The sequence below is a fragment of the [Borrelia] tanukii genome, from assembly GCF_030439725.2.
Lineage (GTDB): Bacteria > Spirochaetota > Spirochaetia > Borreliales > Borreliaceae > Borreliella > Borreliella tanukii.
Genome location: NZ_CP179586.1, coordinates 1 through 15,134 on the forward strand (window position 1 = coordinate 1; position 15,134 = coordinate 15,134).

19 protein-coding genes and 3 pseudogenes are annotated in these 15,134 nt (G+C 31.7%); all 22 read left to right on the plus strand.

The window, feature by feature from the left end:
- Positions 1-77 precede the first annotated feature (77 nt).
- The 22 genes and pseudogenes from QIA27_RS06170 (at position 78) to QIA27_RS06275 (ending at position 15,069) form a co-directional block, all read left to right on the plus strand.
- Positions 78-1,304 carry a phage portal protein gene (locus QIA27_RS06170; RefSeq protein ID WP_418906406.1) on the plus strand — a complete coding sequence of 409 codons (1,227 nt, stop codon included), beginning with the start codon at positions 78-80 and terminating at the stop codon, positions 1,302-1,304.
- 16 nt (positions 1,305-1,320) lie between these two features.
- Positions 1,321-2,016 carry a DUF1357 family protein gene (locus tag QIA27_RS06175; protein ID WP_418885693.1) on the plus strand — a complete coding sequence of 232 codons (696 nt, stop codon included), beginning with the start codon at positions 1,321-1,323 and terminating at the stop codon, positions 2,014-2,016.
- Positions 2,017-2,027: 11 nt separating this feature from the next.
- Positions 2,028-2,585: a DUF228 domain-containing protein gene (locus QIA27_RS06180; RefSeq protein ID WP_418885652.1), complete on the plus strand. Its 558-nt coding sequence runs from the start codon at positions 2,028-2,030 to the stop codon at positions 2,583-2,585.
- 4 nt (positions 2,586-2,589) lie between these two features.
- Positions 2,590-3,351, plus strand: coding sequence for a DUF228 domain-containing protein (locus tag QIA27_RS06185; protein WP_418906407.1), 762 nt, complete (start codon positions 2,590-2,592; stop codon positions 3,349-3,351).
- A 27-nt stretch (positions 3,352-3,378) separates the two neighbouring features.
- Positions 3,379-3,948 carry a DUF228 domain-containing protein gene (locus tag QIA27_RS06190; RefSeq protein ID WP_418885617.1) on the plus strand — a complete coding sequence of 190 codons (570 nt, stop codon included), beginning with the start codon at positions 3,379-3,381 and terminating at the stop codon, positions 3,946-3,948.
- A gap of 18 nt (positions 3,949-3,966) precedes the next feature.
- Positions 3,967-4,926: a hypothetical protein gene (locus QIA27_RS06195; protein WP_418885618.1), complete on the plus strand. Its 960-nt coding sequence runs from the start codon at positions 3,967-3,969 to the stop codon at positions 4,924-4,926.
- A gap of 19 nt (positions 4,927-4,945) precedes the next feature.
- Complete coding sequence (locus QIA27_RS06200) at positions 4,946-5,401, plus strand: DUF3890 domain-containing protein (RefSeq protein WP_418885695.1); 456 nt, start codon at positions 4,946-4,948, stop codon at positions 5,399-5,401.
- Positions 5,401-5,781: a DUF1506 family protein gene (locus tag QIA27_RS06205; protein ID WP_418885655.1), complete on the plus strand. Its 381-nt coding sequence runs from the start codon at positions 5,401-5,403 to the stop codon at positions 5,779-5,781. Before QIA27_RS06200 ends, QIA27_RS06205 begins: the two co-directional genes overlap by 1 nt.
- Complete coding sequence (locus tag QIA27_RS06210; protein ID WP_418906408.1) at positions 5,772-6,158, plus strand: hypothetical protein; 387 nt, start codon at positions 5,772-5,774, stop codon at positions 6,156-6,158. The genes QIA27_RS06205 and QIA27_RS06210 overlap by 10 nt, the downstream gene beginning before the upstream one ends.
- Positions 6,155-6,722 (plus strand): annotated as a pseudogene (locus tag QIA27_RS06215) (DUF764 family protein). The gene QIA27_RS06210 and the pseudogene QIA27_RS06215 overlap by 4 nt, the downstream one beginning before the upstream one ends.
- A pseudogene (locus QIA27_RS06220) lies at positions 6,703-7,814 on the plus strand (DUF787 family protein). Before QIA27_RS06215 ends, QIA27_RS06220 begins: the two co-directional pseudogenes overlap by 20 nt.
- Before the next feature lie 12 nt (positions 7,815-7,826).
- Positions 7,827-8,240: pseudogene (locus QIA27_RS06225) on the plus strand (DUF1463 family protein); the annotation flags it as partial.
- A complete protein-coding gene (locus QIA27_RS06230; protein WP_418906409.1) occupies positions 8,225-8,644 on the plus strand; it encodes a DUF1473 family protein in 420 nt (139 codons plus the stop codon). The pseudogene QIA27_RS06225 and the gene QIA27_RS06230, both read left to right, overlap by 16 nt.
- A complete protein-coding gene (locus tag QIA27_RS06235; protein WP_418885659.1) occupies positions 8,641-8,877 on the plus strand; it encodes a DUF1322 family protein in 237 nt (78 codons plus the stop codon). The genes QIA27_RS06230 and QIA27_RS06235 overlap by 4 nt, the downstream gene beginning before the upstream one ends.
- Before the next feature lie 7 nt (positions 8,878-8,884).
- Positions 8,885-10,159: a DUF759 family protein gene (locus QIA27_RS06240; protein WP_418906389.1), complete on the plus strand. Its 1,275-nt coding sequence runs from the start codon at positions 8,885-8,887 to the stop codon at positions 10,157-10,159.
- Between the two features lie 22 nt (positions 10,160-10,181).
- Positions 10,182-10,847 carry a DUF792 family protein gene (locus QIA27_RS06245; protein ID WP_418906410.1) on the plus strand — a complete coding sequence of 222 codons (666 nt, stop codon included), beginning with the start codon at positions 10,182-10,184 and terminating at the stop codon, positions 10,845-10,847.
- Positions 10,848-10,850: 3 nt separating this feature from the next.
- Positions 10,851-11,834, plus strand: a complete 984-nt coding sequence (locus tag QIA27_RS06250; RefSeq protein WP_418906390.1) for a DUF693 family protein — start codon at positions 10,851-10,853, stop codon at positions 11,832-11,834.
- 10 nt (positions 11,835-11,844) lie between these two features.
- On the plus strand, positions 11,845-12,396 hold the full coding sequence (locus QIA27_RS06255; protein ID WP_418906411.1) for a DUF777 family protein: 552 nt from the start codon (positions 11,845-11,847) through the stop codon (positions 12,394-12,396).
- Positions 12,397-12,425: 29 nt separating this feature from the next.
- Complete coding sequence (locus tag QIA27_RS06260; protein WP_418906356.1) at positions 12,426-12,758, plus strand: DUF2634 domain-containing protein; 333 nt, start codon at positions 12,426-12,428, stop codon at positions 12,756-12,758.
- Positions 12,755-13,633: a DUF276 domain-containing protein gene (locus QIA27_RS06265; RefSeq protein WP_418906412.1), complete on the plus strand. Its 879-nt coding sequence runs from the start codon at positions 12,755-12,757 to the stop codon at positions 13,631-13,633. The genes QIA27_RS06260 and QIA27_RS06265 overlap by 4 nt, the downstream gene beginning before the upstream one ends.
- A 5-nt stretch (positions 13,634-13,638) precedes the next feature.
- Complete coding sequence (locus QIA27_RS06270) at positions 13,639-14,244, plus strand: DUF735 family protein (protein WP_418906413.1); 606 nt, start codon at positions 13,639-13,641, stop codon at positions 14,242-14,244.
- Positions 14,245-14,253: 9 nt separating this feature from the next.
- Entirely contained in the window at positions 14,254-15,069 is an 816-nt protein-coding gene (locus QIA27_RS06275; RefSeq protein WP_418906414.1) for a DUF685 domain-containing protein, read from the plus strand.
- Positions 15,070-15,134: the final 65 nt, after the last annotated feature.

Here is a 15,134-nt window from a genome sequence, read left to right on the forward strand (position 1 = left end):
ATTTTATTGACAAAAATATTAGTTTTTGCTATTATACACATAATTTAATTAAGAAAATTAAGAATAAGAAGTAAAAAATGTGTAATTTAAGAAAAGCAAAACTAGTAGATAAGATAAGTTCACTAGAACTATATAGATATTCAATATTTTTTAGAAATTACATAGAAAATGTAGCAGAAGACTGCCTCAAGAACGGGCTTGTTCTTGAAAGCACTACTAGCAATGTTAGTGAAGCAGAACTTTCTAGATTAAAGGTGCAGCTTAAGAATGCGCTTTTAAATTGTATTATAAGCTACCGTTTTCATGGAATTGGATATGTTTTAGTAAAAACCAAAGACACACTGCTAGACCTTGAAGAACCTGTTAACATAGAGCTACCTGTTGGATTTGAATACCTTGATCATGAATCTGTAAGAGATTCAGGGGTTGATGTTGATCATATAACTTATAAAGTAAAAGCCAACAGTAATGGTAATTCTTTAGATGCAGTTAAAATACACAAAAGTCGACTCATAATATATGAAAATTTCGATTATATCTTAAAAAGATATGTTCCGTGTTATACGGAAAGTTTTTTGTTAGATATTTACTTGTTTGAAAAAATATACGTTGAAATAGAAAAACGCATTGAGAACCACAATTTTTTGTTTTATAAAGACGAATCTTTAGTGCAACTACAAGACGCGCTCTCTAGTGCTACAACTTCTTTGAGCGCACTAACTAATAGTAGCAATAATGAAAAAGGCAGTAGCATTTTGTCTTCTTTTTTAAGAAAACAAAATACAAATAATCATAATAAAGATATTTCTAATTTACGCAGTCTTAATGATTCACTAGCACATGAGCTTGCTAGGCTTAAAAGCAATCTTAATAATGAGGGGATGTTTTACACCGCAACCCCCAGCGCTAGTTTAGAAGTTGTTAAGTACGATCTTAGTTATTTAAAAGAAGCGTTGGCATTAATTAAAGCAAAAATTGGTGCTGATACTAAGGAGCCTCTAACTAGAAGTTTTAACGAGCAGGCTAAAGGACTTGGAAATGATGGTAAAGGTGATAGGAGTAATTATTATGATTTTCTAAAAGGGGTACAAGAACAAATTGAGAATTCTTGTAATTTGAAACTTACTAAATATTTTGGTCTTGATATGAGGTTTAATTCACTGATTATGTTAAGTGAAGATCAAAAGGTAGAAAGAGGTATTAAGCTAATTGAGCTTTACAGTAAATATAACGGGCTTATACAAAGCAGCGCCTTTAATAACGAAGAGCTAGCTATTTTAAAAGAAAAGTTATTCTCATTTTGAGAAAAGGAGTTAAAAAGTGATTGAAAATGAAGAAAAAGAAGACTTGCAAGTACAAGTTAAAGAAGAACAGCAAGTTAAATCTGATACTAAGATTATAAGTTCTGGTGAATATGAAGAGTATATGCGCCTTAAAGAACAGGCAAATAATGCAAAACCTAAAGAGATAAATCGTGATTTAAGCATAAATGAGCGAATAACAAAAGAACTTGCAGAAGTTGAAGAGCGTGAGCGTGTTGAAAAGCAATTATTACTAGAGGCAGATCGTATAAATGAAATTGATACGCTAGCAAAAGCACATCTTAGCAATCATTTTAATAAAGAAGTGCTACTTGCAAAAGGATACACTCTAAAAGACATTATGCAAGCGCAACGTAGAGAACTTGTTCGCAAGTTTGTTCCAATTGAGCAAATTAAAGCTATTTCTAAAGTAGCAGACATAACCCATATTGATGGGGAGATACTAGAACAACTAGTTTCTTTAGCTAAAGTCAACATCAAGTTAAGAAAAAATGCAAACAGCAATTCTTCTTCTGTTGATTCTATTAAAGGCAATATTGTTGCTAAATCAGAAGAAAGAGTAAGTTTGCTTGATTCTAATTTTGTTCCAATTAATTTTACAGAATTTGTACAAGCTATAAGTAATACTTACAAGCAAAGACGAATGCAATTTTATGAAAACTTGAAAAGAAATAAAAGAACAAGTATTGCGTAAAGGAGTTTTTAATGAGTGACATTACGAAGATTAAACAAGAGTTTGATAAAAAAGTTGCCGAAATTAAGGCATTAATGAAAAATCCCCAACATGATGCAAATTTGCTTGGCAATTCTATTGATTTTAGAAATAAAAACTTAATTTATGCCAATTCTGGTGGAGTTAGAACTAGTAGTAAAGACAAAATAGAAAATTATCCTGCTAAGGGTTATCCATACAAGCGCGGAGTAAAGCTTAGTTTTAGTGCTGATGGTACAACAGAGCTTGAAGTTGAGGCTGGTGGTGGAGAAGACTTATACGGAATATGCGTTGATATAGATGAGTTCACCGGCATAGCCACTGTAATTCCAATTACAAATAATTTTGAAGGGTATTTAGTATGTAAAAAAGAGAATCAAAGCAGTATAAGCATTGGGGATAAGCTGAATTTTAGTGAACATGGGGAGCTTGAAAAAGTTAGTGGAAATAATAAACCTATTAATGCTATAGCGCTATCAAAAGCACATAAATTAACTGAGGATTTATATATTATTCTTGCTAGCGTTTTTGGGAATAGAGCAAAAGGATAAGTAAATGACTGTAAAAGGTAAAGGACAAGTTCCAGAACCCGATGTTGATGATAATTTACAATTGGGCTTAGAAGAAGTTCAACCTGCTGTTCCTAGAGCGCGACGTCAAGCAAGAAGTGCTGATGATGTACAAGGGGTAGATCCTTATTTAGACTCAGTTAAAGAACTTGACGACATTCTTTTGAAATTCAAAAAATATTCAAAATCAATCAGTTCTATTGAGAACAAGGTTTTTGAAAGTTCAAGTGGTTGTTTTAGATCTAAAAATGAATTGGTTGATGCATATACATTTTCCTGTTCAAGTTATGCAGACAAAATAGAAGAATATTTTTATGACCCCGAAAAGAGTTTTCCATACAAGCGTGGGGTAAAACTTGTTCCAAAAGAGAATTCTTTATATGTGGAGATTAGTTCAGATGCTGATATTTACGGTATATGCGTTGATGTATGTGAGTTTAGTTGCACCGCATACGTTTTACCAATTACAAATAATTTTGAAGGATATCTTGTTACAAGAAATCCAAGTATAAAAGCTGGGGAAATATTAGATATTAATAATGACGGGGTGATTATCAAGGCTGGTGGTGGGCCACCAACGTATATTAATGCATACGCACTTTCTGATTCATTTACAATCAATTTTAAACCAGAAGAAGAGATTAAGGATGAAAACCGTAAGCAAGATTATTTTATTAATTTGGTAAAAGTTACAATTTTTGGCAATAGAGCTTATGAGAAAACAGTAGTGCCTGATGCTGGTGGTTAAGGCTAAAAAATAAAAGGAGGCAAGTGAATGGCGGATACAACGCAATTAGTAAAAGAGTATCAAGAAAAACGAAGTAAACTAGAAAAGTTAATGAAAAATCCACAACAGGATTCTGGTTTACTTACTAATTCTTTAGAGTTTAGAGATAAAAATGTACAATTTTTTGCTTCTGGAGGTACTCGAACTAGTAAGTTTGACAAACTCGAAAATCATCCATTTATAGGATATCCGTACAAGCGTGGAGTCAAAAGAGTAATTCAAGAGGCAAAAGCAAATGAACCTCACTATGAGCCTTATGTTGAGGCTGGTGGTGGTGAAGACCTGTATGGAATATGCGCTGATATTGATGAATTTAGCAAAACTGCTACTATTATTCCAATTACTAATAATTTTGAAGGGTATTTGGTAGCAAAAGATGCTACACCTAAAGCAAAAGACAAACTTGTTTTCAATAAAGACGGCGCTCTAGAAAAGGTTTCTGGAGGGAATAAAGCGACTGTTAATGCAATAGCATTATCTGATTCAAAACAAATTAGTAATGATGTTTATTTGATTAAAGTAGCGGTATTTGGAAATAGAGCTAAAAGCTCAAATTAAAATTTAGGAGGATTTAATATGGAATTATTTGATGAAAATTATTATGCAAAAGCTGTAGCTAATATTATAGGCGAAGTTAAGGATCCTATAATGTATAAATGGTTTTTACCGGAACAAATTGAGGATGTTGATCTTCAAATGGGCTACCAAAGAACTGTAAAGTGGGACGCATTTCTAAATGCCAACCCTACAACAATTGCCAATGAGGTTAATACTATCTCAACTATTGGATTTAGTTCTGAAGTGGTAAGACTTAATTACTTAAAACTACAATATAAATTCAGACACCTAAAGCAAGCGTCTGAAAAATTTTACACTTCAGACTCATATATTGGCGACATTAATAATAATCTACTTCCTTTCAATCAAGCTTATAAACTTGCAAGCAGCGAAATTATTAAACTTATTAACCACTTTGTACTAACCGGCACTGTTTCAATTCAAAAGGATGGAAAAAATCAAAAACGTTTACTTCCTAATATGTATGGACTTCTTAATATGCCGCATCAAGTAAAAGAAGAAGTTGCAAGTGGCGATAAAGATAAAATGGAAAAAATATTTGAAAAAATTGAGGCGGGACTATCTAAGTTAGAATTGGGCGATGAATTTTCTACACCCATGATGGTAATAGTTGATCCTGCAACTTCATTGAAATTGGTAAAACCATACGTGGTAGGACAAGCTCCTGCATCAAATAGTGAAAAATGGGAAGATGTTCTAATTCAAACTATTAAGGCTATTAATAATAGAGAAGATGTTTACATTGAAACTTCAAACTTGTTAAAACATCAAATACTGATTTATCCACTAAATTCAGAACTAATTAAGTTTAAACCTAGTAAGTATATGTTACCCACACCAAATGAACAAGTTGATAGAGACTCAACTGATATTGCTCATTCATACATTGATTTTGTTTTAGGCGGTCTACTTGCTACCAAAAAGACCATTTTGCAAATTCATATTAAACAAAGTTAAAAAGATAAGGTAAATCAAAGTGAGTGAACAAACAAATTTACAAGCACAAGCACAGAATGAAGAAGAACTTTTAGTAACAAAACTTCATTCTGAAGTGCTACTGCTATTAGGAATAGATAAACTAGCACTAAGCAGGCAAAATTTTCTACTTCATCTGTCTTTACTTCAAGCTATTCTAGTAACACGTGGTATTGATGCTAGTTCACTTACATATGAGCAAATATTTTTGCTTACTTTCTACCATATGGGTTGTCAATTAAGAAAGCAAGGGGTTGTTCGCGAATTTGAATTTGATAGGATCAAAAAAGAGAAATTTAACGAACTTGAACTTGATTATTATCCTAGCGGTAGTGGAGGAGATGAGGGTGGTGGAGAAAGTTGTGGATCAAACAAGAACTTTTGTTTGCAACTTGATGCATTTTTAGAAAAACTAAAAAGAGAAACTTCAACACCATCCTGCTTAGGAGTTGTCTAGTGAATGGTGTTAGAAAAAGACTAGCGGATATGTCTGTACGCATGATTAACGTTTTTAAAGACCCCCAATCTTTGAGATTTTATAAAGGCAATCTTGTAAAACTTGAGAATGACGATTCTTATCAAAGAGTGTTTGATAAGAACAAGTACATCGAATTTGCTGGGGTTATTATTGACATTAAACCGCAAGAACTTGCAATGCTTTATGACTCCAATATATCTGACATTCAAGGGTATTCTAAACTTTACACATATCAAAACCTTGACTATGAACTGAAAGATAGAATATCAATTTCGGATTTAGTTTATTTTGAAATATTTAGCATTGACTCTTCAATTGGCTACTTTACTTTAGTTTTAAAGGAATTTATATGGGCATAGAAGAATTTACAATTGAGTTAGAAATTGGCTGGTTCGGGGGCCGTTCTAGTATTGCTAGGATGCATGAAAAAGGGGGTGCTAATTTACCAGTAAGAAAACATTTAACTAAAATTGCTGATAGTGCTGAATTTAGAGAATATATCAATAGTGGCTATATAAATTCTAAGTTTCGTACTGATCTTAAATCAGGAATGGATGCTATTGGACAAGCTTTTATAAGATATTACCAGAATTATGTACTACCTGGGCAAGTTGCACCGGGTTTAAAGGCTAGCACAATTGAAAGGAAGTCAAAAAAAGGTAGCAATACCGCATCAATTCCACTTGTGGATACGTCCAAAATGTTATCAGAACTTACTTATAAGGTACTTGAATGATTGTAACTCTAGATGTGATTTTAAATCATTTAATCAAGATATTTAAAGGGTTTAAGACCTATGCAACTGAAAATAATTTTGAATGCGAGATTATGAATACTTACAATCACCCATATCTTTCAAAAATTACAACTGCTAGCCCTAATATCGTAGCATTGAAATTTGATGGCACACAACATCTATTTGATCATAATTGTAATCTCGGTACATTTTACGAAAATGCTTTGGAGTTTAGTCTAGATTTTCAAATATATATTATTGCGGTAGTGTTAAATGCTAAAGATTTTGAGGCTAATTCGCGTATGCTAATGCTTTACAGTATGCTTAGCAAATTTTTACATAATAGAGTCCATAAATACACTTTAGAAAGTCAATCTCAACCCGAATATGTAAGCAAAATTAACTTTTATATTTATCCAACATCTAACATGCAAACAGTTGGAATGATTAATTTAGGTACAAAATATAGCAACCATGCATACAGTGCATCTGTAGCATTTAATGCTAGTGTTCAAGCAATCGAAATTTTAAAGGAGGATTAAAATTGCCACAAGATACAATTAGTGTAAGCTTGGTTAAATCTAGTGTTCAAGCTAACACGCCCAATTATTATAGCCCACTTTTGGTCTACAAAACAGCCAAAATTAAGGTTAAAAAAGATTCTATTAACTACAAAACATTGGATCTAACTGTTAATAACTATGAAAAAGAAATTCAAACTTTAGAAAAAGAAAATGGCAATGGAGAAGAACAGTTTGGAAAAGAAAAAACACTGTTAACAACCGCAATGAAAGATTTTTTTAATTCAACTGAAGAGTCAACAAAATCCGCTGTTCTTTTTATTTATAAGGATAAGCCTGAAGAATTAAAAAATTATCTAAAAGTGCATAGACACTCTTTTGTTGTGCTTATTAATACTGAAGGTGATAACTCTGATGATGGGCTGAAAATTTACAAAGACGACTATGATAAGTTTAAAATGTCTTCAACTTTTTTTGTATTCTCAACTAAAGAACAAGAAATAAAAGAACTGTTTAAGGATAAAAGTGATATTGAAAAAGAAGGAAATATTGTCGTTTATAGTAATAATAGAGACAATCTACATTTAAAATTTGTAAGTGCGTATTTGCATCAAGCAAGTATTTTTCATTCTGTTAATCCTTATGGTATGCCACTAGCCGCCAAACCACTTCTTGATGATGCAGCAATTAAAAAGTTAAGGGATACAAAAATCAATTTTTACTCACTTCTTAATGAAACTGGACTTGATGGTATATCTGCTTTTAAAGAAGGAGTTGATCTAGCTGGAAAATCAATAGATGAGATTTTTACTTATCATTACATAAAAAACGAGGCTATTGTTGAGCTTATTCGAATTTGGAATAAAAATAATAGACAAAACAGCAAATTATCCGCACTACAACTTAGTGGCGCTAGAGATAATGCATATACTTCTGCTATTGAATGCCTACTAAAACGGTTTATCGATAGGGACTGATTGTAGAATACAAAGACTTAAAGCTTACCCTTTCAGGCACTAAACAGCTTAAATTAGAACTTAGTGTGAATATTACTTACAACTTTAGTATTAATGCTGTTACTTTAGTAATTACTTCTCAAGATATAGTTGATTATCAAAATAGTTTAAACGTATAAGGAGTTAAAATTATGCAATTTTATGATTTAAGAGAAGTTTACTTTTCAATCGGTGGTATACAACTGCATAGTGGCAAACTTGAGCTTACAAGTGAGCCTACAACTAGAGCCGTTGTTAGTACTGAAGACAAGGGATTTCCTGTAATAAGCTTACGGGATCCTAAAACGATAACTTATATTTTCAACATTGAAGTTACTCTAGGTAGTCATGATTATATTGCGCTAACTGAAATTGCAGACGATCAGTTTTATAACATGGATGTTAGCAAATATGATAAAATGCTTGATTTAGCATTCAATGATAGAATTGCTACCAAAATTATTTCTAACCATGCAATTTTCACTGAAGAACCATCAAGAAGTTATTCAGCTGAAGCTGAAAAAGTAACTTTTGAAATTAGGGCTATTAATTGCAAAAAAACAAAACATATGAATACCCGCTTAGAGTATTACCAGTCTATGAATGGGATAGAGTCCTCGGATTTAATCAAAGTGACGCTATTTATAAGCTTAATGAAGTGAAATATTTAAGAGAAATTACAAGCTTAATGATAAGTCCGAAATTTTTAGACGAATTTTATGTAATTTTAGATGCAAATAGAGAATTTATTTCCTACTATAAGGACTATCTTGTTGCTATTATTTATACCGCACAATTCAATACTTTTCATGCAGATAATGATCTTAAAAAACCCGCTTTAGTATATTTGAGTGAATACGAAAATAACGTTGGTGATTTTGTTGCTTTTGACTACATCAATGATAATTTTGATTATACAAAAGTAACTTCTTCGCTTACATCAAATTCTACTGAACTGGTTGCTAAATGAGCAAAATAAATAAAGAGATTGACAAAACTATTGCAAGTCTTAATGAGACTAGGAAAAAGTATTTCAACTTACTTGAAGAGATAAAAAACGATAAATACTATTTTCCAGTAATTATGAATATTTGCTCGTACGATGATGTTAAAAAATTGCCTTATGACGAGCTTTTAGAAGTTAATCGCATTGCTGATCTTAAATTAGAAAAAGAATTATATGAATTAATTTTGAGTAAATGAGGGCTTAATGAGCGACAAATTCACCATTAAATTTAAAGGTATTCTTGATCACGCAGCAACAAAAAAGGCTATCGAACAAGACATTACCAAAATGGAAAAATATCTTAAGCCTAAAAAATCTAGTTTGGGTAGTACTAAAGATATTGTAAAAAATAATTTGTCCGATAAGAAAAAAGAATTAAGCAGACAATCTAAATTTGAAAGCTTAAGAGAGCGTGTTGAGAAATATAGGCTAACACAAACTAAAAAGCTTATGAAACAAGGCATGGGTTTTGAAAAAGCTCGAAAAGAAGCTTTTAAAAGATCTTTAATGTCGGATAGAGATAAAAGACGCCTTGAGTATAAAGAGATTGCAAAAGAATCAAAAGCAAAAAGTAAAATGTTAGCGGCTTCTCAAGGGAAAGGACTTGTTGCCAAAATTGCTATAGGTAGCGCCCTAGGAAATATTATTAGCAATGCTATGGGTAAAGCAGCAGGCGGAATTTTAGGATTTGCTAAAAAAGCAGCTGAAGAAACATCCAAAACGAATAAAACAAAACTTCTCAACAGTGCGTTTTTTACAGATAAAGAACGGAATGCGATTATGGGGGTTAACGGTAAGGGGGGAATTCTTAGTGGTATGAAAGGATTCGAGCGCGATTTAGAAAAAGAAGAGTTTTTAAATCAAGCAAGTATCTTTAAGGGTACTCTAAGAGACTTAGATATGCTAAATCTGAATAATTTGAAAAAAGCAGTAGAGTTTTCAGCCATGCTTAAATCTAGCGGCGCCATGAGCGGTGAAGATGCTGTAAAAGCTGTTAATAGTCTCCTTAGTGGAGAAGGAGATGAGCTTTTTGATCTACTGAAAAAGTCGGGAGTTGGCGATAAATATATAGAAGATGCTAAAAAAGCTTGGCAAAGCGGAGCTGAAGTAGATTTAGAATCTAGAATTACCAAGATGGTTGAAATGTTTAATGATTTTAAATCTTTTGGCCTTACAAAAAAAGCCGATACAAAAGAAGAGATTGATAGCAATTTGGCCTCAGCTGAGCAAACTCTTTCAAACTTAACCACCACTGTTTTGGATCCAATACTTAAATTCATCAATACGGTTATTAAATACTTTGAGAACTTTTCTTTTCAAACACATGTTATTCAACCTTTTTTTAAGGGACTGAAAAGTCTTTTTGCCAAGTTGCCGTATATTGGAGGGTTTTTTCAAGACAATCCTACCCCTCCTAAAGACAACACTGGTGGGCCTCCTAAAGCCGCACATGAAGATACGGAAAACACTACTCCATAATTTTCTAAAAAGGTAATTACTTATGGCTATTAACAACAAAAAAATTATTAATAAAAAAACAATATCTCCTGCAGAGAAAGGCAGTTCTATAGACATTGCCAATGAAGAAAAGAAAGAAGAAGGGAAAAAGCTATCCCCGGAGAATAGTCAATTAATAAGAGATATAACAATTCAACTATTTGCTCTTTTTGGAGCAGATAACTTTTTATTGCTATTTCCAAGACCAGATTTTAAAGGGTTTGGATATGTGCCACAATTGTTTTTTATAAAGCCAAAAACAGAACTTATAACACGGACTTACAATACCAGTTGCTCTAAACGCCCGGTTATAAACTATTATGATAGAAAAGCGGAATATGTAAGCTACAACCCCGTAATGACTGGAGAACATATTTCATTAAACGGTGGAGTACTGACTTCTCTATACAAAGAAATGCTTTCACCACTCAAAAAGACTGTTTTTGGCAATTCTTTACTCCGTTTTGACGCCCACCTTGTAAAAGAACAACTGGCCAATAGACTGCAAGCTCAAGTTCCTTTTACTATCTACAGTCCAACTTTTGGATTTAAAGAATTAGCTATAATCACAAGCCTTACGTTTAAGGACACTCCCTTCATTGATGAAGTTGAAGTGAGTCTTTCAATAGAAGTAGTGAAAACGTTTACATTAGAAAAATATAAAGGATAATAAATGTTAGTAAATCACGATTTTAAAACAGTGTTACTAAGTTATGATTTTAAAATTGAGTTCTATGATATTGATAAATCAAAAAAATCACCTGATGGAATTCCTTTCTCAGAAGAAATTCCTAAAATTATAATCAATACACAAGACGGAATTCATGTTGATATTACCATATCCAACGTGTATTCAAATATTCATACTATAAGTTCCAAACAAGCAAAAATTGTACTTTGGAATTTACCTCTAGACTTCACCGACCACATTAAATTCGGAGATATAGTAAAAATACATTATAAAAAATTTGCTCATGAGAAAAAATTTGATTTTATAATGGCAGGCACTTTAGGGACTCCTATGAGCACTGATTATCCCGGTGGAGATTTTAGTGTAGATCTTGATGTTCGCTTATTAACTAAAAGCAACTTCTTTAATAGAAAATTAAAAAACAAAGAGGGTAAAGTGGGTAAAAACTTTAAGGGTATGACGGTGCAAGAGGCGATAGAATCTGTATTTCCTAATCGAAATATTATTAATATGGATGAAGAAGATAAACTTAAAATGATTGACAAAAATTTTTACGCCTCAACACCAAAAGAATTTATTGACAAAATAAAAGGGGTATACATTCATAACGTAATAGCTGATATTGGTACTGGTTTAAAGGGATATGAATGCTATATTATATTTACTAATTACAAACAAAAGGGTGAAAATATTCACTATGAGGCATTAGAAGATTACGGTCTTGAATTTATACCACAACAAGAAATTACTTTAGGCACAAAACTTAAAATAAATCTTATATTTTGGAACGCTAAAATATTTTACACGCATAAGCTAAATGTTGGAGATAAAGTTTCGTTTATAGATGGACTTGGCAATACTATCAAAACCACCATACAAGAGACAAGTGCGGGGCTTAGTAACACAGGAGAATGTTCATTGATACTTAAGTTAAATGATGATTCTAACAAAAACCGTAAAGGATAGGGGGTTTAGAATGAGTATTGACTATGAAATTTATAGAATGAGCCAACGCCTTTATGGGCATGCATTAACACAAGAAGACGTAAAAAATTGGATTTATTCAAATATTTTCATAACTCGAATTGGTACTGTAAAGGAGTTTAAACAGCAAACACAAGAGGCTGTAGTTATAATACCAGAATTTGAAAACTTAGAAATTCAAACAAAAAATATTTCTAATATCAGTTTTGAATTATCAAAAGGTGATACTGTTATACTACTTCAATCAAGCATTAACATTTTTGATAAAAATGATGATATTCATTTTGACAAACATCATTTTTACATACTTAGCGCAATTAGTCCAAAAACTTTAAATTTAATTTCTGATACTGTTAAGATAAAAGCAAATAGTAGAATTGAAATAGCTAACCAAACAACTAGCTTAAAAGAAATTCTAGATAGTATTATCAGCGCTATCAACGGTATAACTATCATAGGAGACGAAAAAACAACTATTAACTATCCAGCATTACAAGCGGTGACCTCTAGAATTTCTGCTAATATCAGCAGCTTGTTTAAGTAATTTTTGCTAAATATGGTATAATTATTAGTATGGATTTAAGAATTAGTAATGATTTTAAATTGGTATTTAATAACGATGTATCAATTGTTGATGGAATTGACGAGCAAAAACAAAAACTGTTTTTATTCTTAAAAACATTAAAGGGAAGTCTAAGCTATGCTCCTAATTGGGGACTAGACTACTTTTTACTTTTGAAACTATTAAAAATTAACAATCTTCAAGCTATAAAAAACTATTTTCATGAAATATCTAAAGAACTTAACTTAGATATAATAAATATTTCGACTGCTGTAAAAGATCGCAAAGCACATATATCCTTTTTTTTCTCCGGAGATATTTTGAATATGGAGTTTAATTTATGAGCATTGTTTTTGATTCTGATTTTGGCATTCTAAAGCGTACAATTAAGGATATAGTACGGGCCAAAAGAGAATACCTGCGAATAAATTATGGAATTAACATTGATGATAGTAATAGCTCGATTTACAACATGATTGCATCTTCTTTAGCATTGATTGAAGAAGAAGTAATTAATGAACTTAATCTCTTTTTTTCTAAAATGAAACCCGGTGGTAGCTATTGGGCTGCAATTGAAGAACACATTTCTTCTAAAAGCGCAACTTACAGTGCAGTTAGAGCTGCTTTACTTAATCTTTATGGGGTAGAGTACGCAAACATTAAAAGTTCCGCTGGTAAAGCTAATATATACCTAATTTTGAAAGAAGATTTACTAGACGCTGGTAAAACTACTATTAATAATTCAGAATTTAAAGCAAAACTTTGGGAAACATTGTATCTTACAACTCCTAGTGGCACTTTACTTGAGGGTGATATAGAAATTGATGGACTCAACCCAACTGGACAACGAAAATCTTATAAAATATCACTTGGAAAAAGAAAATATGTTTATATGAAAGGAAAATATAAACTTGACCTTAAAAACTATCTCTACTTAAACATAGACTCTCAAATTAGAAACATATACTCTAGGATTATTTCAAATAATTATTCTGATATGGGAATTAGCTTTGAGTATCAAGACTTTTTTGCGCCCGTTAATGAAGTAAAGGGGATTAAGTTTATGGAAATAAAAGCTTGTGTTAAAGATACAGACGCTGAAAGTATATCAAAAATCAGTGATAGCGATTTTCAAGCAAATCAAGATATTGCCATTAATGATGATACAATGCTAATTTTCAATACAACTGAACGACTACTTATTGGCATTGACACTTGAAAATTATGAAAATACCTAACTTTTTACAAAACACTGAAGTTCACAAATTTATACGTACAGAAATGGAATACGCACAAACACTGCTTAATGAACTTAAATTCATGAATTCTAACTTTATATCCATTAATGCAAAAGAAAATATAAAATCAAGATATATTGCCATATGGCTATCTCAAGTCTTATCAATTTTCTATGCAAAAACTCAAACTTTACAAAGTATTACAACCAACATCAACAGCGTTATTTTTGCTTTACGCCATATTGGCACTGATGAATCGTTTAGACTGATTTTCAAGGCGTTTTTAAATGTAGATATTACAGTTAATACACCAGAAGCCGGTGTTATTGATATCTCACTAAAAGGGACAATAAAAACAAATTTTATTACATTTATTTCTCCTAGCACTGCAAAAGGAAAACCGCTTAGAAAGATAATAATTAGAGAAAAAAAAGATGGATACGCCGCATCTAAAAAGGCTTTAGTATTCAACTCTCTTCCTAAGGGATATGATCATTCAATTTATGCTTTCATAAAAAGGATTATTCCTATTGGTAGAGTTCTTAAAATTAATAATAAAGATGGTGAAAATATTATCACTTTTAATAATTAAGGAGGCTTAATGGCTGATGATCAAGAAAAATTACTAATTGATGAACAAGAAACTGTTCAAATAAAAGATTTAAATAAGGTAGGTGTTGTTAACAATGATGATCTTTTACTGCTTGATGATGGAGTTGCAAGTTGCAACGCTATTACTTTTAAAGATTTTTTAAAAACCGCTAAAGACAAAACATTTAAAGGTGAAGGACTTGACTATTTTAAAGAGATAATTAAGTCTACAATCGCTGAAGAACTTGCAGCTGATGAGGAGTTTGTAAAAAAAATTTACGCTAAAATAACGAATAAACTAATTAACAATGACTCTACTAATATTGTAAGCCTTTATTATAAAATCAAGTCATACCTTGAAAGTGGCATGCCATCAGCTACCCTACATTATCATGATAATCTTTTAATCATGTCTCATTCAACAAACACTATTCAAAAAACACCTGTTCCTGAACAAATAACTGGCTTACCATCTGGTTATCATCCTTACAGACAAAAAACTTTAGGTACCACGTTTTATCCGTATGAATACAAGGGTAGTTTAAAAACTATTAATATGGACGATTACGGCGATGTAACTCTTGTTTGCAATAAAAGTCTTGACGATGTTCCCCATTACCTTGATATTGATATTGACATAAAACACCCTAGCAATGGGAGTAAATCATTATACCTAAAGTATTACGATGAAAGTGAAAAAAATCTGGTTTATCTGCATGAGGGCTCCTCTTCAATATCTATTAGGGTCCCTATGTACAAAGGATGGTATGTCCAAAAAAGATCCCTCAGATCAGGAAATCCAATCCCAGTTTATTGCAAACTGTAAACTATTTTAGCAAAAATTACAGTTTTGGTATATAATGTATATATCAAAAAAAATTAAAATGAAGG